The sequence below is a fragment of the Sphingomonas sp. genome (genome assembly GCF_035714405.1).
Lineage (GTDB): Bacteria > Pseudomonadota > Alphaproteobacteria > Sphingomonadales > Sphingomonadaceae > Sphingomonas.
Map to the genome: position 1 here is coordinate 527,410 of NZ_DASTMA010000018.1, position 16,893 is coordinate 544,302.

Below are 16,893 nucleotides of genomic sequence, written 5' to 3' on the forward strand. Positions count from 1 at the left end.
CGCGTAAAGAGAACCCTATTACGCCCCGAAGAACTTGACGCGCGCCCTGCCCTATCCGGGCTTGGCGATCAACCCGAAGGCCTAGCCGAACAGCCCGCCCAGCCGCTGCCACAAACCCAATGATCCAAGGTCGTTGACCGTCACCAGCAGCATCAGCGCGAGCAGCGCCATCAACCCGCCGCGATAGGCCCATTCCTGCACCTGCGCGCCCACCGGTTTCCGTTGCACCGCCTCGATTGCGTAGAACATCAGGTGACCACCATCCAGCATCGGGACTGGCAGCAGGTTGATGAACCCGAGATTGATGGACACCAGCGCGATCAGCGCGACGAAGGCGTCGAGGCCCAGCGACATCTGCTCGCCCGAGGTCTTGGCGATACGCAGCGGCCCGCCCATGTCCTTGAGCGAGCGGCGGCCGGTGATGATCTGGCCCAGCGTGTCGACCATCATCCGCACGATCTCACCGGTGCGGCGGACCGCGACGACGGGCGCCTCGAGCAGGCCGACCGGTTCGACCGTCGGCCTGACCGGGGCGATCCCGAGCAGGCCGACCTGGAAGCGATTGCCGAAGCGGTCGACCTGCTCGTCGGTGCCGATGGTGGCGGGGAGCGCGCGGGCCGCACCGTTGCGGATAAGGTCGATGCGGACCTGCTCGCCGGGGCGGATCTGGACGTAGCGGGCAAGGTCACCGAACACCGCCACCTCGCGGCCGTTGATCGCGACGATGCGGTCGCCCGGCTGCAGGCCCGCCGCCTGGGCGGCGCTGTTCGGCTGCAGCGCGCCTACGGTCGCCGGCGTGCGGCTGTCGCCATAGGCGAGCGCGAAACCGGCAAGGATCAGGATGGCGAGGACGAGATTCACGACCGGCCCGGCGGCGACGATGATCGCCCGCTGCCACACCGGCTTGGCCTGGAACGTCCGCTGCCGCTCGACGGCCGGGAGCGCCAGCCACTCGGCGCTGGGCTGGCTGACCGCATTCATGTCGCCGGCGAAGCGGACATAGCCGCCGATCGGCAGCCAGCCGAGCTTCCACCGCGTGCCGTGCCGGTCGCTCCAGCCTGCGACCTCGCGGCCCATGCCGATCGAGAAGGCGTCGATCTTCACACCGAACAGTCGGGCAGCCCAATAATGACCCATCTCATGCACAAACACGAGCGGCCCGATCACCGCCAGGAACGCGACGATGGTGAGGAGAAAGCCGGGAGACTCGATCAAGCCATGCAATCCTTGAGGCGTTCTTCCGCCAGTCTTCGCGCCTCCGCGTCGACCGCCAGCACGGCATCGAGCGTCCGGGGCGCCGGCGGATCGTAACGCTCCAGGATATCGGCGACGATTGCGGCGATATCAAGGAAGCCGATCCAGCCCGCCAGGAACGCCGCCACCGCGACCTCGTTGGCGGCGTTGAGGATCGCCGGGCGGGCGCCGCCGGCGTCGAGCGCCGCGCGCGCCAGCCTGAGTGCGGGGAAACGCCCCGGGTCGGGTGCTTCGAAGTCGAGACGGCGGAGCGCGATCAGGTCGAGCGGCGGCAGCGGCGTCGCCAGCCGGTCGGGCCAGGCGAGCGTGTGCGCAATCGGCACGCGCATGTCGGATGGCCCGAGCTGCGCCAGCATCGACCCGTCGACATATTCGACCATCGAATGGACGACCGACTGTTTGTGGATGACGATCTCGATGCGATCGGGTGCGATCGGGAACAGCCGCGCCGCCTCGATCAGCTCCAGCCCCTTATTGAACATGGTGGCGCTGTCGATCGAGATCTTGGCGCCCATGGTCCAATTGGGGTGGGCGAGCGCTTGAGCGGGCGTGACGGCGCGCATCGCCTCGGTCGACCAGTCGCGAAAGGGGCCGCCGCTGCCGGTCAGGACGATGCGGCGGACGCGCTCGGGGCGGTCGCGGTCGAGGCACTGGAAGATCGCGTTGTGTTCGCTGTCCGCCGGCAACAGCGTCGCGCCCGACGCGGCGGCGGCGGCGAGCACCAGTTCGCCGGCGGAGACCAGCGGCTCCTTGTTGGCGAGCACCACCGTGCCGCCGGCGGCGATCGCGGCCATCACCGGCTCTAGCCCGGCGCAGCCGACGATCGCCGCCATCGTCCATGCGGCGCCGGCTGCCGCGTCGATCACCGCCTGCCGCCCGCCCGCAGCACCGATGTTTGTCCCGCGTAGGGCCTCGCGCAGCGCGGGCAGGCAGCTCTCGTCGGCGACCACCGCGAGCTCGGCGCGGGTACGGATCGCCGCCGCAGCCAGACCCGCGACATCGCAGTTGGCCGTGAGCGCGCGGACGCGGAACTGGTCGGGCGCGCGTTCCACCAGGTCGAGCGTCGAGGTGCCGACCGAGCCGGTCGCGCCTAGAATGGTGACGCTTCTCATCCGAACTGGACGTGCAGGTATCGGATCGCCGTCGGCAGCACGACGAGCAGCGCGGCAATCGGGGCGACGGGTACGACCCCGTCGAGCCGGTCGAGCACGCCGCCATGGCCGGGTAGCAGCGTACCCGAATCCTTGACCCCTGCCCGCCGCTTCAACCAGCTCTCGTAAAGATCGCCGCCCTGCGCCAGCACCGCCAGCATCGGTGTCGCGAGCGTCAGGCGCAGCGGCAGCCCGGCGGCGGTGTGCAGGATCGCGGCGAGCACACTGGCGGCAATCACACCGCCGATCAGTCCTGCCCAGGTCTTGTTGGGGCTGATCGAGGGCCAAAGCTTGGGTCCGCCGATCGCGCGCCCGGCGAAATAGGCGCCGATGTCGGTCGCCCATACCAGCGCCAGCGCCCAGAAGGTCCAGATCAGGCCGTCGTCACCGATCTGGCGGCGGATCACGATCAGCCCGAGTACCGGAATGCCGACGTAGAGCACGCCCAGCGCCAGCTCGGGCCTGCGGGTGACGATCACGACGAAAAACGCGGCACCGGCGAGCAGGCCGAGCGTGAAGAAATCGCGAGTCTCGCCCAGGATCCAGGCCGGCGCCATCGTCACCAGCGGCACGAACAGCGCGAACTGCGCCAGCCGCTTGGCTTTGGGTGCCGCCTTGTGGAGGTCGCCCCATTCGGCGATCATCAGCAGGGCGGCGACGGTGACGACCAGCCAGAAAAAGAAGCCGCCAAGGTACAGCGCCGCCACCGCCACCGCCATCAGGCCCGCGCCGACTGCGGCGCGCACCGGCAGGTCCGACCGCGTGCTAGCGGTCACAGGCCGCCGTAGCGGCGCTGCCGCTGCCCAAACGCCGCGACCGCGTGCGCCAACTCGTCACCGCCGAAATCGGGCCACAGAGTGTCGACGAAGAGCAGCTCCGCATAGGCGGCCTGCCACAGGAGGAAGTTGCTGAGCCGCTGCTCACCCGACGAGCGGATCAGCAGGTCGAGCGGCGGCAGGTCGCGCGTCTCCAGCTCCGCCTCGATCGCCGCCTCGTCGATCTCTTCGGGCAAAAGCTTGGCCGCGAGACGTCGCGCCGCCGCCGCGAGCTCGGCCTGCGCGCCATAGTTGAGCGCGATGGCGAGGATTGGGCCAGTGTTGCCGGCGGTCCGCTGCACCGCATCGTCGATCATCGCGGTAAGGTCGGCTGCGAAGCGGCGATAATCGCCCAGCACCTTCAGCCGCACATTCTCCCGCACCATCTCGTCCAGGTCGGAACGGATGAAGAGGCGCAGCAGCCCCATCAGGTCGCTGATCTCGGCCTCAGGGCGCCGCCAGTTCTCCGACGAGAAAGCATACAGCGTCAGCGCCTCGATCCCCATCGTCCGCGCCGCGCGCGAGACGCGGCGCACCGCCTCCACCCCGGCCTTGTGTCCAGCCAGGCGCGGCAGGTGCCGCCGCTTCGCCCAGCGGCCATTGCCGTCCATGATGATGGCGACATGGCGCGGGATCGCGGCCGCCGCGGGCTGTGGCGCGATGGCGGTCGCCAAGCTACTCCCCTCCCGCTTGCGGGAGGGGTTGGGGCAGGGCATGTCTGCCGCAATGGGGACGAGACATCCCCTCCCCTAGCCGCTCCCGCAAGCGGGAGGGGGACAGCAGGGCGCACCCTCCCCTCACTTGCCCAGTATCTCTTTCTCTTTCGCGCTCGCCGCCGCGTCGATCTCGCCGATCGTCTTGTCGGTCAGCTTCTGCAGCTCCGCCTCATGGCGCTTGCGCTCGTCCTCGCCGAAGACGTTCTTCTTCTCGTCCACTTTGAGGCTGTCCATGCCGTCGCGCCGCACATTGCGCGCAGCGATCTTCGCCTTTTCCGCATAGGAACCCGCCAGCTTCGCCAGCTCCTTGCGGCGCTCTTCGGTCAAGTCGGGGATCGGCAGACGCAGGTTGTTGCCGTCGTTGATCGGATTGAGCCCGAGCCCTGCCGAGCGGATCGCCTTTTCGACTGGGCCGACGTTCGACTTGTCCCAGACCTGCACCGACAGCATGCGCGGCTCGGGCACCGACACGGTCGCGACCTGATTCAACGGCATGTGGCTGCCATAGACCTCGACCATCACCGGATCGAGCAAGGTGGTCGACGCGCGGCCGGTGCGCAGACCGCCAAGGTCGTGCTTCAGCGCCTCGACCGCGCCGGTCATGCGGCGCTCCAGATCCGATTTGTCATAGGCCGGCATCGTTATCGCTCCTGGCTTTGCACGACCGTCGATATGCCCTGCCCACTGAGCACGGCGGCGAAATTGCCGTGTTCGCGGATGTTGAAGACGACGATCGGGATGTTGTTGTCACGGCACAGCGCGACCGCGCTTGCGTCCATGACCTTGAGGTTGTTCGACAGCACCGTGTCGTAGCTGACGGTGTGGTAGCGCTTGGCGGACGGCACCTGCTTGGGATCGGCATCGTAGACGCCGTCGACGCTGGTGCCCTTGAACAGCGCGTCGCACTTCATCTCCGCCGCGCGCAGCGCAGCGCCGCTGTCGGTGGTGAAAAAGGGCGAGCCGACACCGGCGGCGAAGATCACCACCCTGCCCTTTTCCAGGTGCCGCTCGGCGCGCCGGCGGATAAAGGGTTCGCACACCGACTGCATCGGGATGGCGGACTGGACACGAGTGTCGACCCCGACCTGTTCGAGCGCGTTCTGTACCGCCAACGCGTTCATGACGGTGGCGAGCATGCCCATGTAATCGGCGGTCGCGCGCTCGATGCCCTTGGCCGCCGCGGACAGTCCGCGGAAGATGTTGCCGCCGCCGACGACGATGCAGAGCTGATAGCCTTGCGCGCGGACGTCGGCGATCTCCTGTGCCACCCGCGCGGTGACGTCGGGGTCGATCGCCAGCCTGCCGTCCCCCATCAGGACTTCGCCGGAGAGCTTCAGCAGGATGCGGCGGAAACGAGGGGCGGTCATCGGGGGAGCGGGTTACGCGGGGAAGGGAGCAGGGGCAACCGTCTGCACGGAAAGAAGATGGGATGAGGTGGCTGGTAGCAGAGTGCAGGTAGCCAGATGCCCAGCCTTAGCGCATCTTCCCCGGCGAAGGCCGGGGCCCAGTTGCCATGAGCTCAGTTGGAGAGGCCGACGCCCCTACTGAGCAGCCCGAAGCTGGACCCCGGCCTTCGCCGGGGAAGATGCTTGGGGCGGAGCTCCTGCTACCTGCTACCTGCTACCTGCTACCTGCTACCTGCTACCTGCTATCTGCTACGCACCCTCACGCCGTCGGCTTGTCGCCATCGGTGGGCTTCTGGGGAACGCCGCTCGCGGCGGCGACCTCGGCGGCGAAGTCACTGGTCTCGCGCTCGATGCCTTCGCCGAGCTGGAAGCGGACATAGTCCTTGAGCACGATGGTATGCCCCGCATCCTTGCCCGCCTTGGCGACCACGTCGGAGATCTTGGTCTTGCCGTCCATCACGAACAGCTGGGAGACCAGCGCATGCTCCTTGCGGTACTTGGCGATCCCGCCCTCGACCATCTTCGCGATGATGTCGGCCGGCTTGCCGCTATCGGCCGCCTTCTCGGTCGCGATCGCGCGCTCGCGCTCGATCTCGGCCTCGTCCAGGTCGGCCTCGTTCAGCGCCTTGGGGAAGGCCGCGGCGATGTGCATCGCCAGCTGCTTGCCCAGGTCCTGTAGCGCCGCCTCCGGCGCCTCGGACTCGAGAGCGACCAGCACACCGATCTTGCCCAAACCCGGCGACTGCTGGTTGTGGACATAGCTGACGACGGCGCCCTGCGACACCTCCAGCCGCCTGGCACGGCGGAGCGACTGGTTCTCGCCGATGGTGGCGATGTTGTTGGTCAGCACGTCCGCGACGCTGGTGCCCGACGGCATCGCAGCGGCCTTGATCGCCTCCAGCTCATCACCGGTCGCCAGCGCAATCTGGGTGACCTCGCGGACGAAATCCTGGAACTGCTGGTTCTTGGCGACAAAGTCGGTCTCGGAATTGACCTCGACCGCCGCACCCCGGGTGCCGGACACGGCGACGCCGACCAGCCCTTCCGCAGCGGTGCGCGACGACTTCTTCTGCGCGGCCGCCAGGCCCTTGGTGCGCAGCCAGTCCATCGCGGCGTCCATGTCGCCCGACGTCTCGCTCAGCGCCTTTTTGCAATCCATCATGCCCGCGCCGCTCTTTTCGCGCAGGTCCTTGACCATCGAAGCCGTGATGTCGGCCATCTCAATATTCCTCATGCAAAACGTCCGTTCGCCCAGAGCGAAGTCGAAGCCTGTCCTGAGCGCCTGCCTTGGAGGCAGACGAAGGGGGCATGTGCTTCGACTTCGCGCAGCACGAACGAGAGTTGGGTAGCTCAGTCCGACGACGGCCCGACGACGTCAGGCGTTGGCCCGCGCGCCCTCCTCGGCGGCCACCGCGGCCTCGACCGGAGTGGGGTCGGTGCCCAGCTCCGGCGCCGCTTCGGCCGCCGGCGCGCTCAGCGCCTCTTCCGCCGGGGGCTCGTCCATCGCGCCGATGTCGTGGCCGCGCGCAGCCTGACCCTGCTGGCCGCCGCGCGTCGCGGCGATGGCGATCGCCTCGCAATACAGGCGGATGGCACGGCTGGCGTCGTCATTGGCCGGCACCGGAAAGGCGATACCGTCGGGCGAGACGTTCGAATCGAGGATCGCGACGACCGGGATGCCGAGCGTGTTGGCCTCCTTGATCGCCAGCTCCTCCTTGTTCGCGTCGATCACGAACATCACCTCGGGTACGCCGCCCATGTCGCGAATGCCGCCCAGCGACATCTCCAGCTTGTCCTTCTCGCGGGTGAGCTGCAGCACTTCCTTCTTGGTCAGGCCGGCGGTGTCACCAGACAGCTGCTCCTCCAGCGTCTTCATCCGCCGGATCGAGTTGCTGATCGTCTTCCAGTTGGTGAGCATCCCGCCCAGCCAGCGGTGATTCACGAAATGCTGCCCGGAACGCTGCGCGGCGTCGCGCACCGCGTCCTGCGCCTGGCGCTTGGTGCCGACGAACAGCACCTTGCCGCCGCCGGCGACACTGGCGCTGACGAACTCGAGCGCGCGGGCGAACAGCGGCACGGTCTGCGAGAGGTCGAGGATGTGGACGCCGTTACGGTCGCCGAAGATGTAGGGCTTCATCTTCGGGTTCCAGCGATGTGTCTGGTGGCCGAAGTGCGCGCCCGTCTCGATGAGCTGCTGCATGGTGACGACTGGAGCCGCCATAGGGATAGATCCTTCCGGTTAAGCCTCTGGGAAGCGGATGACCCACGCGGACGCGGGCACCGGGCTATGTTGCTTCCCATGCGGGGTTGAGGGGCGCCGCTTAGTTGAAGCGGACGCGCAAATCAACCGCTTGACAGCGGGAACATTGCCGGAACATATAGTGTGTGTAGCAGGCACACAATGGTCGCTGCGGAACGACATTGGTATAGATGGCTCTAAACTGGTGCTTTTTCCACAGCTGGTCGGAACCTGTGGATAACTTGACGGTTAACGGACTTGACCGAGGTTCGTTCGCGACTGGGAGGCGGACATGTTTGCAGTGATCGGCACGATGATTTTCATGGGCGCGATGGCGCTGGCTGTGGCGGCGATCTGGCTGTCTGTGGCGCCGCAATGGCGCCGGATTGCCCGGCTCGCCGGTGGGCATGTCGAACAGCCCTTCCAGCCGCTAGAGCGACTGGCGTGTGCCGAGCGTCGCATTGCCGTTAGGCGGTGGGCGTCGGTTCCGACGGGCGTGGTGTCATCTCGGCTGCGCGCTGCCGCCTGATCCGGGCGTAGCCGGCCATGCTGAACGGGATGGCCAACAGATAAAGGACGCTGACGACCGTCAGCGTCTGCCACGGGGCGGTCACAAGTGCCGCTGCCAGCACCACCGCGCCGGCGATTGCCTCGAAACGCATGTGGCGGCGCAGGCGGAACGACTTCCAGCTATAGGTCGCAAGGCTCGACACCATCAGTGTCGCCACGAGCGCGACCCAGGGTGCGACCAGCCAGTGGTTACGCAAGATGGGTTCGCCGCTCCATAGCCATGCGATCAGCGGCAGCATGGCGAGGCCGGCGCCGGCGGGGGCAGGTACGCCGGTGAAATAGCCGGCGGCTTTGCGGGGTTGGTCGTTGGCTTCGATCTGCGCGTTGAACCGCGCGAGCCGGAGCGCACAGAACACCGCCAGCATCAGCGCCGCGATCCAGCCGAGCTGCGGAAAGGTCGTCAGCGACCACAGGTACAGGACCAGCGCCGGCGAGACGCCGAACGAGATCGCATCGGCCAACGAGTCGAGCTCGGCGCCGAATCGGCTCTCGCCCTTAAGCATCCGCGCGACGCGGCCGTCGAGCCCGTCGAGGACACCGGCCAGCACGATCATCGCCACCGCCCGCTCCCACTCGCCCGCGATGGCGAAGCGCACACCCGACAGCCCGGAGCACAGCGCCAGCGCGGTAATGGCGTTGGGAACGACGGCGCGCAGCGGAATGCCGCGCGGGCGGCGTTCGCGGACCGATACGCGAACGCTCAAAGCTTCCCTCCCGCTCGCGGGAGGGGCCACCTGATCTCTCCTCCCGCTTGCGGGAGGGGTTGTCCGATCGGCAGGGTAACACCCTCTCCCCTAGCCTCTCCCGCAAGCGGGAGGGGGACGGCTCCGAGGCTCCTCACTGCGCCACGCCCGTCACCGGCTGACCACCGACGCGGCCCAGCACCGTCTCGCCCGCGATACTGCGCTGGCCGAGCGCCACCTGACACACGCAATCGGGCGGCAGGAACACGTCGACCCGGCTGCCGAAGCGGATCAGCCCGATGCGCTGCCCGGCCGCGACGATGTCGCCGGCCTTGACGAAGCCGAGGATACGGCGCGCCACCAGCCCGGCGATCTGGGTGAAGCCGACGCGGGTGCCGTCATGGCCCTCGACGACGAAATACTGCCGCTCATTCTCCTCCGACGCCTTGTCGAGATCGGCGTTGAGGAACTTGCCCGCGACATAGACGACCTGGCGGACGGTGCCCGAGATCGGCGTCCGGTTGATGTGGACATCGAACACCGACATGAAGATGGACACCCGCACCCGCGGCCCCGCGCTCAGCCCGTTGGGACCGTCGAGCTCGCGCGGCACCGGCACGGTTTCGATCATGGTGATAAGCCCATCGGCCGGCGCGACGATCAGGCCCTGCCCCTGCGGCGTGGTCCGGATCGGATCGCGGAAGAAGGCGGCGACCCAGATCGTCAGCCCGACCATCGGCCAGAACAGCACGTTCCAGACGATCGTCAGCAGCAGCGTCAGCCCGGCGGAGATCGCGACGTATTTATATCCCTCCTGATGGACGGACGGGAAGCGCCACTTGACGGTCGTGGTCGGCAACGGGGTGTGGGGCGGCTTTTCGAGAGAGGCCATTCGGCCGTCGATACCCGCCGCCGCCCGCCAGCGCAAACGCGCTGTCCTACAGCCGCCCGTCCGTGCCAAGGGCTGGACATGGCTCCCACTCCGTCCTCCGCCGGCGCGCGAGCGCGAACTGTGGGGTGCAGATCGGAGGCGGGTGGTGTGACTTTAGTGTGACCTTTCGCCGCCCGCCCGAGCTTGATCGACCTCCCCCCTCCCCCTAGACGCCCCGCAACCCCCTTCTCCCAAGGAACCGGATATGGCCAAGATTCAGGTGAAGACGCCCGTTGTCGAGATCGACGGCGACGAGATGACGCGGATCATTTGGGAATGGATCCGCGAGCGCCTGATCAAGCCTTATCTGGCAATCGACCTCGACTATTACGATCTCGGCGTCGAGCATCGCGACGCCACCGACGACAAGGTGACGGTGGAGAGCGCGCGCGCCATCCAGAAATACGGCGTCGGCGTGAAGTGCGCGACCATCACTCCCGACGAACAGCGGGTCGAAGAGTTCAAGCTCAAGAAGATGTGGAAGTCGCCCAACGGCACCATCCGCAACATCCTGGGCGGGGTCGTCTTTCGCGAGCCGATCGTGATCCGCAACGTGCCGCGCCTGATCCCCGGCTGGACGCACCCCATCGTGGTGGGCCGCCACGCGTTCGGCGATCAGTACAAGGCGACCGACTTCCGGGTTCCGGGCCCCGGCAAGCTGACCATGAAGTGGGAAGGCGAGAATGGCGAGACGATCGAGGAGGAGGTGTTCCAGTTTCCGTCGTCCGGCGTCGCGATGGGGATGTACAATCTCGATGATTCGATCCGCGACTTCGCGCGCGCATCGCTCAACTATGGCCTGGGCCGCCGCTGGCCGGTGTACCTGTCGACCAAGAACACGATCCTCAAGGCTTATGACGGTCGCTTCAAGGACATCTTCGCCGAGGTGTTCGAGAGCGAGTTCGCGGCCGACTTCAAGGCCGCGAAGATCGTCTACGAACACCGCCTGATCGACGACATGGTCGCCAGCGCGCTCAAGTGGAGCGGCGAGTTCGTCTGGGCCTGCAAGAACTATGACGGCGACGTGCAGTCCGACCAGGTCGCGCAGGGCTTCGGCTCGCTCGGGCTGATGACCTCGGTGCTGATGACGCCCGACGGCAAGACGATCGAGGCGGAGGCCGCCCACGGCACCGTCACCCGCCATTATCGCCAGCACCAGCAAGGCAAGGCGACTTCGACGAACCCGATCGCGTCGATCTTCGCCTGGACCGGCGGGCTCAAATATCGCGGCAAGTTCGACGGCACGCCCGACGTGACGCGCTTTGCCGAGACGCTGGAGCGCGTCTGTGTCGAGACGGTCGAGCAGGGCGCGATGACCAAGGATCTCGCCATTCTGATCGGCCCCGACCAGCCATGGATGACCACCGAGCAGTTCTTCGAGGCGGTGCGCCTGAACCTGGAAAAGGAGATGAGCGGCTGGGCCTGAGCGGCGAAACGAGCCGTGGCGGGAACGCCTACGGCCGCTCCCGGTTGTTTCGGGTGAACAACCATGGAGTATGCACATGCGGTTCGTTTCCCTGCTGACCGGCGGCGCCCTTGCCCTTGCCGTCCCGGCACTTGGGCAGACCAACACGACGGCGCCCGCGCAAACCGTGCCGGCGCCACAAGCCACCCCAACGCCGGCTATCACCGCGACGCCGGTCGCACCTGCCGACGCCGCGACCCCCGCGGACACCGGGGCGCCGGCCACCACTGCGACACCGGTGCCCATCCCGCCGACCGTCGGCGCGACCGTCTACGGATCCGCCGGCACACCTGTCGGTACGATCAAGGCGATGGACCCTCAGTTCATCACGCTGACGACGACTCGGGGCGAGGTGCGCTTGCCCGCCGCGGGAGTTGGGCCGGGCCTGAAGGGACCGGTGATCGGTTTGACCGCCGAACAGCTCGACTCCGCGATTGCACAGGCTCAGGCGACGAGTCAGGCGGCTGCGACCAAGGCGACAACGAAGGCAACCAAGAAGCGCTGAGCTGACGCGGTCCGGCCCTGAGTTTCGTGAGCGGGGGTGACAGGTCACCCCCGCTCGCCCTAGCAGTCGAGGATGGCGGGGGAACTCAGCGGCGACGGCATCAGCGATGCTCTGGTGATCCTGGGCGCGGCGGGGCTCGTCATCCCCGCTTTCGCCCGCATCCGGATCAGTCCGGTCATCGGTTTCATCCTAGTCGGCATCCTGGTCGGTCCGGCGGGACTAGGCGGTCTCGTCGCCCGCTTCCCCTGGCTCTACCACATCACGATCACCAATCCCGCCGCGATCCAGCCGGTGGCGGAGATCGGCATCGTCCTATTGCTGTTCTCGATCGGGCTGGAGCTGTCGTTCCGCCGGTTGTGGGCGATGCGCACGCAGGTATTCGGCATCGGCGCCGCGCAATTGCTGCTCTCCGCCGCCGTGATCGTGCTGGCGTTAAGGATGGGCGGCACCGGTTGGCCCGGCGCGCTGGCCCTGGCGCTCGCGCTCGCGCTGTCGTCCACCGCGCTGGTGCTGCCGATCACCGGCACCACCAGCCCGCTCGGTCGGGCCGCTTTTCCCGTGCTGCTGTTCCAGGATCTGGCGCTGGTGCCGATCGTGTTCGTGCTTGGCGCGATCGGCGGCGGCGGCGGCGAGGGCAACCTGCTGCATACCGCGCTGATCGGGATCATCACCGTAGTCGTGATGTACCTGGGCGGCCGCGCCATCCTGCCCAAGCTGTTCGCGCAAGCCGCGCGGACCAAAAGCCCTGAGCTGTTCCTGGCCGCGTCGCTGCTCGTCGCCATCGTCGCGAGCCTGGCTACCGCGGCGGCAGGCCTGTCGCCGATCGTCGGCGCGCTGCTTGCCGGCCTGCTGATCGCCGAGACCGCCTATCACGATGAGGTGGAGGTCATCGTCCGCCCCTTTCAGGGGCTGGCGCTCGGCGTCTTCCTGATCACCGTCGGCATGAGCCTCGACATCAGGATGGTGCTCGCCAACTGGTCGGCGCTGTTGGCGGCGTTGGTGGCGATCGTGGCGGCGAAAGCGACGCTTACCGCAGGGCTGCTGCGCTGGAGCGGTACTCGGTGGAGCGCGGCGGCGGAGGCAGGGTCGCTGCTCGGCAGCCCCGGCGAGACGACACTGATCGTGCTAGGCGTGGCCGTTGGCGCGGCGCTGGTCAGCCCCGCGGACGCCGCTTTCTGGCAGACCGCGACCGCGCTGGGGATGACGGTCACCCCGCTGCTAGCGCGAATCGCGCAAGCCTTCGCGCGCCGTCTGGACGGTGATATCGTGCCCGAGCTGCACGTCGAGGAGCTGGGGCCGGGGACGGTCATCATCGGCTTCGGGCGAGTCGGGCGGCTGGTGGCGGAGATGCTGCAGGCGCATGACCAGCGTTTCGTCGCGATCGACGCCGACCCCGACTGCGTGGCGGCGGGGCGACGCGACGGGTTTCCCGTGCTGTTCGGCGACGTTGTCCGCGCGGAACTGGTGGAGCGGCTGGCGCTGACCCGCGCGGATGCGCTGGTGCTGACGATGGACGATCCAGCATTGAGCGTGAAGCTGGTGCAGCGGGTGCGCGCGGTCGATCCGGAACAGACCATCATTGCCCGTGCCCGCGATGGTCGCCACGCCGCCGAGCTCTACAAGGCGGGTGTGACCGACGCGGTACCGGAGACACTGGAAAGCTCGCTGCAGCTGTCGGAAGCGGTGCTGGTCGATCTCGGCATCGCCATGGGGCCGGTGATCGCGTCGATCCATGACAAGCGCGAGCAGCTGCGCAACCTCATCCGCCACGAGGCCGACCTGGACCGCGAGCCGCGGATCCGGCGGGTGCGCGGCCGCAGCGAGCAGGTGGGATGATGGCGGGCGAGCGGTTCTTCCGACCCTTTTTTGGACCGGGTGCAGGCACGGCCGGCGATGCGATCGTTCATCCTGGATGAGCTCGCATCGTCCAGTCGCCACTGGCACGGGCTGGTGCATCATGCGCTGATGCTCCGGGCGGTGAGCCGGAGCGGGCATAATGAGGCGGCCAAGCGTAGGCTGGTGCTGGCGACGCTGTTCCACGACATTGTCTATGACTCGACGCGCAGCGACAATGAGGAGGCCTCGGCACGGGTGGCGCACCAATGGTTGGCAGGCGAGGAGGCGGAGGTCGTGGCGGCGCTGATCCTCGCTACCAAGCGCCACGCGCTGGACACGGATCCGGTCACGCGGACGCTGCTGATGGCCGACCTCGCCGTGCTGTGGACGCCGAGTGCGCGGTTGTACGCCTTTTACGCCCGGGGCATCCGCGCCGAGTATGCGCATGTGCCGGATGCCGCTTACCGGCAGGGTCGGATGGCCGTGCTGCGGCAGTTGTGCGCCGCGATCGTCCCGGCGCTCACCATGGCGCAGGCGTCAGACCTTTCGCGCAATCTCGACGGCGAGATCGCGGCTCTGGCGGCGGGTCGCTCCGACCTGGAATTCTAGCCCTCCGCGATTGCTGCTCGGACCGCCGCGACCGCTTCCGCCGCCCTGCCGCCGTCGGGTCCGCCACCTTGCGCCATATCGGGACGGCCGCCGCCGCCCTGCCCGCCCAGCACGGCGACGGCGCGGCGAAGCAGGTCGACGGCGTTGTGGGTCGCGAGCAGATCCTCGCTGACGCCGATTGCGACCGAGGCGCGGCCGTCATTGACCGCGACCATCACCGCGACGCCGGAACCGAGCCGCTGCTTGGCATCGTCCACCGCGCCGCGCAGACCCTTGGCCTCGAAGCCGTCGAGCACCTGACCGATGAAGCCGACCCCGCCGACCTGCTCGAGGCCGGGTGCATCCGCCCTGGCGCCACCGCCGAGTGCGAGCGCCTTTTTCGCGTCGGCTAGTTCGCGTTCCAAGCGGCGGCGGTCCTCCAGCAGCGACACGACGCGGGCGGGCACCTCGTCGGGTGTCGCCTTGAGCGCGGCCGCAGCCTCGCGCAGCTTGTCGTCACGCGCGGTGAGGTAGGCGCGCGCCGCCTCGCCGGTGAGTGCCTCGACCCGGCGCACGCCGGAGGAGACGGCGCCCTCGCCCACCACCTTGAACAGGCCGATGTCGCCCAGCGCCTGCACATGGGTGCCGCCGCACAGCTCGACCGAGTAGCGGCCGCCATCCGTGCCCATCGAGACGACGCGGACCTCGTCGCCATATTTCTCGCCGAAGAGCGCCATCGCGCCCTCGGCGATCGCCTCGTCCGGGGTCATCAGCCGCGTACTCACGGGCGTGTTGGCGCGCACTTGCGCGTTCACGTCGGTTTCGACCTGGGCGAGATCGGCCGGGGTCATCGCGCTCGGGTGCGAGACGTCGAAGCGCAGCCGCTCGGGCGCGACCAGCGAGCCCTTCTGCGCGACATGCGTCCCCAGCCGCTCGCGTAGCGCCGCGTGCAGCAGATGGGTGGCGGAATGATTTGCCCGGATCGCGGCGCGGCGAGCATGATCGACATTCAGGTGGACCGCGTCGCCGACCGCGATTTCGCCCGCGGTGATCGACAGCTGGTGCGCCCAGACGCGGTTGAGGTGCTTGTGCGTGTCGGTGACGGTCGCGCGCAGGCCCTTGTCGGTGGTCGCCACGCCCGCGTCGCCGACCTGGCCGCCGCTCTCCGCATAGAAGGGAGTCTGGTTGACGATAAGCTCGACCGCCTCGCCCACGCCCGCGCGCTCGACCCGCTGGCCGTCCTTGAGCAGCGCGACCACGACTCCCTCACCTTCCTCCGCCGCATAGCCGGTGAACTCGGTCGCGCCGACCTCGTCGGCCAGGTCGAACCATAGCTCGTCGGACGCCTTCGCCCCCGAGCCCTTCCAGGCGGCGCGCGCGGCACGCTTCTGTTCGGTCATCGCGGTGTCGAAGCCGGCGCGGTCGACCGCGAACCCCTGCGCCCGCAACGCGTCCTCCGTCAGGTCGAGCGGGAAGCCGTAGGTGTCGTAGAGCTTGAACGCGGTCTCGCCCGCGAGCGTACCGCCCGCGGTAAGCCCAGTGGTCGCCTCGTCGAGCAGCTTCAGCCCGCGATCGAGCGTTTGGCGGAAGCGCGTTTCCTCCTGCCTGAGCGTGGCCTCGATCAACGGCTGCGCGCGGACCAGCTCGGGATAGGCAGCACCCATCTCGGCGATCAGCGAAGGCACCAGACGGTGCATCAGCGGCTCGGCCGCGCCCAGCAGGTGGGCATGGCGCATCGCCCGGCGCATGATGCGGCGGAGCACATAGCCGCGGCCCTCGTTCGCCGGCAGCACACCGTCGGCGACGAGGAAGCCCGAGGTGCGCAGATGGTCGGCGATGACGCGGTGCGACGCCTGCGTGTTGCCGGTGGTGGCGGTGCGGGTCAGCTCGCCGGACGCGGCGATCAGCGCCTTGAACGTGTCGGTGTCGTAATTGTCGTGGACGCCCTGCATCACGGCGGCGATCCGCTCCAGCCCCATGCCGGTGTCGATCGAGGGCTTGGGAAGGTCCGAGACGATCTCGTTGGCTTCCTGCTCATACTGCATGAAGACGAGGTTCCAGATCTCGACAAAGCGATCGCCATCCTCGTCGGGCGATCCCGGAGGGCCGCCCGCGATATGATCGCCATGATCGTAGAAGATTTCCGAACACGGCCCGCAGGGACCGCTGTCGCCCATCGCCCAGAAATTGTCCTTGGTCGGGATGCGGATGATGCGGTGCTCGGGCAGCCCTGCGATCTTGCGCCACAGGTCGAACGCCTCGTCGTCGGTGTGGTAGACCGTGGCGGTAAGCCTGTCCGCGGGGAGGCCCCAGTCGCGCGTCAGCAGCGTCCAGGCGTGGGTGATCGCCTGTTCCTTGAAATACTGGCCGAACGAGAAATTGCCCAGCATTTCAAAAAAGGTGTGATGGCGCGCGGTATAGCCGACATTGTCGAGGTCGTTGTGCTTGCCGCCCGCGCGGACGCACTTCTGGCTGCTCGTCGCGGTGGTGTAGGGGCGCGTCTCCAAGCCGGTGAAAACGTTCTTGAACGGCACCATGCCCGCGTTGACGAACATCAGCGTCGGATCGTTCTGCGGCACCAGCGGTGCGGACGGCACGATCTGGTGACCCTGCGACCCGAAATAATCGAGGAAGCCGCGGCGGATGTCGTTGGTGGAGGTCATGGTCGGCGGATAGGCGAGCGCGCCTCCCCCCTCAAGCTTCGCGAGTCGGCGACGCGGAAGTTCACGAAGTG

At 67.9% G+C, this 16,893-nt stretch carries 15 protein-coding genes; 4 read left to right on the forward strand and 11 right to left on the reverse strand.

Features of this window, described 5'->3' with window-relative positions:
• Window positions 1-81 precede the first annotated feature (81 nt).
• The 10 genes from rseP to VFQ64_RS09515 all read right to left on the reverse strand — a co-directional run bounded on the left by rseP (window position 82) and on the right by VFQ64_RS09515 (window position 9,726).
• Window positions 82-1,215: an RIP metalloprotease RseP gene (gene rseP / locus VFQ64_RS09470; RefSeq protein ID WP_325103037.1), complete on the reverse strand. Its 1,134-nt coding sequence runs from the start codon at window positions 1,213-1,215 to the stop codon at window positions 82-84.
• Window positions 1,212-2,366 carry a 1-deoxy-D-xylulose-5-phosphate reductoisomerase gene (dxr, locus tag VFQ64_RS09475; protein ID WP_325103038.1) on the reverse strand — a complete coding sequence of 385 codons (1,155 nt, stop codon included), beginning with the start codon at window positions 2,364-2,366 and terminating at the stop codon, window positions 1,212-1,214. Before dxr ends, rseP begins: the two co-directional genes overlap by 4 nt.
• Window positions 2,363-3,181 carry a phosphatidate cytidylyltransferase gene (locus VFQ64_RS09480; RefSeq protein WP_325103039.1) on the reverse strand — a complete coding sequence of 273 codons (819 nt, stop codon included), beginning with the start codon at window positions 3,179-3,181 and terminating at the stop codon, window positions 2,363-2,365. Before VFQ64_RS09480 ends, dxr begins: the two co-directional genes overlap by 4 nt.
• Window positions 3,178-3,831: a polyprenyl diphosphate synthase gene (gene uppS, locus VFQ64_RS09485; RefSeq protein WP_325103435.1), complete on the reverse strand. Its 654-nt coding sequence runs from the start codon at window positions 3,829-3,831 to the stop codon at window positions 3,178-3,180. Before uppS ends, VFQ64_RS09480 begins: the two co-directional genes overlap by 4 nt.
• 186 nt (window positions 3,832-4,017) lie before the next feature.
• The gene (gene frr, locus VFQ64_RS09490) at window positions 4,018-4,575 is read right to left on the reverse strand and encodes a ribosome recycling factor (protein WP_325103040.1); all 558 of its coding nucleotides are present in this window, start codon (window positions 4,573-4,575) and stop codon (window positions 4,018-4,020) included.
• Between the two features lie 2 nt (window positions 4,576-4,577).
• The gene (gene pyrH / locus VFQ64_RS09495) at window positions 4,578-5,303 is read right to left on the reverse strand and encodes a UMP kinase (RefSeq protein WP_325103041.1); all 726 of its coding nucleotides are present in this window, start codon (window positions 5,301-5,303) and stop codon (window positions 4,578-4,580) included.
• 298 nt (window positions 5,304-5,601) lie between these two features.
• Window positions 5,602-6,561: a translation elongation factor Ts gene (tsf, locus tag VFQ64_RS09500; protein ID WP_325103042.1), complete on the reverse strand. Its 960-nt coding sequence runs from the start codon at window positions 6,559-6,561 to the stop codon at window positions 5,602-5,604.
• A gap of 156 nt (window positions 6,562-6,717) precedes the next feature.
• Window positions 6,718-7,563, reverse strand: a complete 846-nt coding sequence (gene rpsB / locus VFQ64_RS09505; protein ID WP_325103043.1) for a 30S ribosomal protein S2 — start codon at window positions 7,561-7,563, stop codon at window positions 6,718-6,720.
• A gap of 485 nt (window positions 7,564-8,048) precedes the next feature.
• Window positions 8,049-8,855 (reverse strand): CDP-diacylglycerol--serine O-phosphatidyltransferase, encoded by an 807-nt coding sequence (gene pssA, locus VFQ64_RS09510; protein ID WP_325103044.1) that lies wholly within the window; start codon window positions 8,853-8,855, stop codon window positions 8,049-8,051.
• 133 nt (window positions 8,856-8,988) lie between these two features.
• Entirely contained in the window at window positions 8,989-9,726 is a 738-nt protein-coding gene (locus VFQ64_RS09515) for a phosphatidylserine decarboxylase (protein ID WP_325103045.1), read from the reverse strand.
• 244 nt (window positions 9,727-9,970) lie between these two features.
• Here VFQ64_RS09515 and VFQ64_RS09520 point away from each other — a divergent pair, with 244 nt between their 5' ends.
• The 4 genes from VFQ64_RS09520 (at window position 9,971) to VFQ64_RS09535 (ending at window position 14,180) form a co-directional block, all read left to right on the forward strand.
• A complete protein-coding gene (locus tag VFQ64_RS09520; protein WP_325103046.1) occupies window positions 9,971-11,191 on the forward strand; it encodes an NADP-dependent isocitrate dehydrogenase in 1,221 nt (406 codons plus the stop codon).
• 76 nt (window positions 11,192-11,267) lie between these two features.
• Entirely contained in the window at window positions 11,268-11,735 is a 468-nt protein-coding gene (locus VFQ64_RS09525; RefSeq protein WP_325103047.1) for a hypothetical protein, read from the forward strand.
• A gap of 72 nt (window positions 11,736-11,807) precedes the next feature.
• Window positions 11,808-13,571, forward strand: a complete 1,764-nt coding sequence (locus VFQ64_RS09530; RefSeq protein WP_325103048.1) for a cation:proton antiporter — start codon at window positions 11,808-11,810, stop codon at window positions 13,569-13,571.
• 57 nt (window positions 13,572-13,628) lie between these two features.
• Window positions 13,629-14,180, forward strand: coding sequence for a hypothetical protein (locus tag VFQ64_RS09535; RefSeq protein ID WP_325103049.1), 552 nt, complete (start codon window positions 13,629-13,631; stop codon window positions 14,178-14,180).
• Here the strand turns inward: VFQ64_RS09535 and alaS are convergent.
• Window positions 14,177-16,822 carry an alanine--tRNA ligase gene (alaS, locus tag VFQ64_RS09540; protein WP_325103050.1) on the reverse strand — a complete coding sequence of 882 codons (2,646 nt, stop codon included), beginning with the start codon at window positions 16,820-16,822 and terminating at the stop codon, window positions 14,177-14,179. The genes VFQ64_RS09535 and alaS overlap by 4 nt on opposite strands.
• Between the last annotated feature and the right edge of the window lie 71 nt (window positions 16,823-16,893).

Excerpts from the sequence above, each read along its gene's own strand:
- dxr (WP_325103038.1), bottom strand. The coding sequence starts at position 2,366 with ATGAGAAGCGTCACCATTCTAGGCGCGACCGGCTCGGTCGGCACCTCG.
- uppS (WP_325103435.1), bottom strand. The coding sequence starts at position 3,831 with ATGGACGGCAATGGCCGCTGGGCGAAGCGGCGGCACCTGCCGCGCCTG.
- frr (WP_325103040.1), bottom strand. The coding sequence starts at position 4,575 with ATGCCGGCCTATGACAAATCGGATCTGGAGCGCCGCATGACCGGCGCG.
- pyrH (WP_325103041.1), bottom strand. The coding sequence starts at position 5,303 with ATGACCGCCCCTCGTTTCCGCCGCATCCTGCTGAAGCTCTCCGGCGAA.
- tsf (WP_325103042.1), bottom strand. The coding sequence starts at position 6,561 with ATGGCCGACATCACGGCTTCGATGGTCAAGGACCTGCGCGAAAAGAGC.
- rpsB (WP_325103043.1), bottom strand. The coding sequence starts at position 7,563 with ATGGCGGCTCCAGTCGTCACCATGCAGCAGCTCATCGAGACGGGCGCG.
- VFQ64_RS09515 (WP_325103045.1), bottom strand. The coding sequence starts at position 9,726 with ATGGCCTCTCTCGAAAAGCCGCCCCACACCCCGTTGCCGACCACGACC.
- VFQ64_RS09520 (WP_325103046.1), top strand. The coding sequence starts at position 9,971 with ATGGCCAAGATTCAGGTGAAGACGCCCGTTGTCGAGATCGACGGCGAC.
- VFQ64_RS09525 (WP_325103047.1), top strand. The coding sequence starts at position 11,268 with ATGCGGTTCGTTTCCCTGCTGACCGGCGGCGCCCTTGCCCTTGCCGTC.
- VFQ64_RS09530 (WP_325103048.1), top strand. The coding sequence starts at position 11,808 with ATGGCGGGGGAACTCAGCGGCGACGGCATCAGCGATGCTCTGGTGATC.
- VFQ64_RS09535 (WP_325103049.1), top strand. The coding sequence starts at position 13,629 with ATGCGATCGTTCATCCTGGATGAGCTCGCATCGTCCAGTCGCCACTGG.
- alaS (WP_325103050.1), bottom strand. The coding sequence starts at position 16,822 with ATGACCTCCACCAACGACATCCGCCGCGGCTTCCTCGATTATTTCGGG.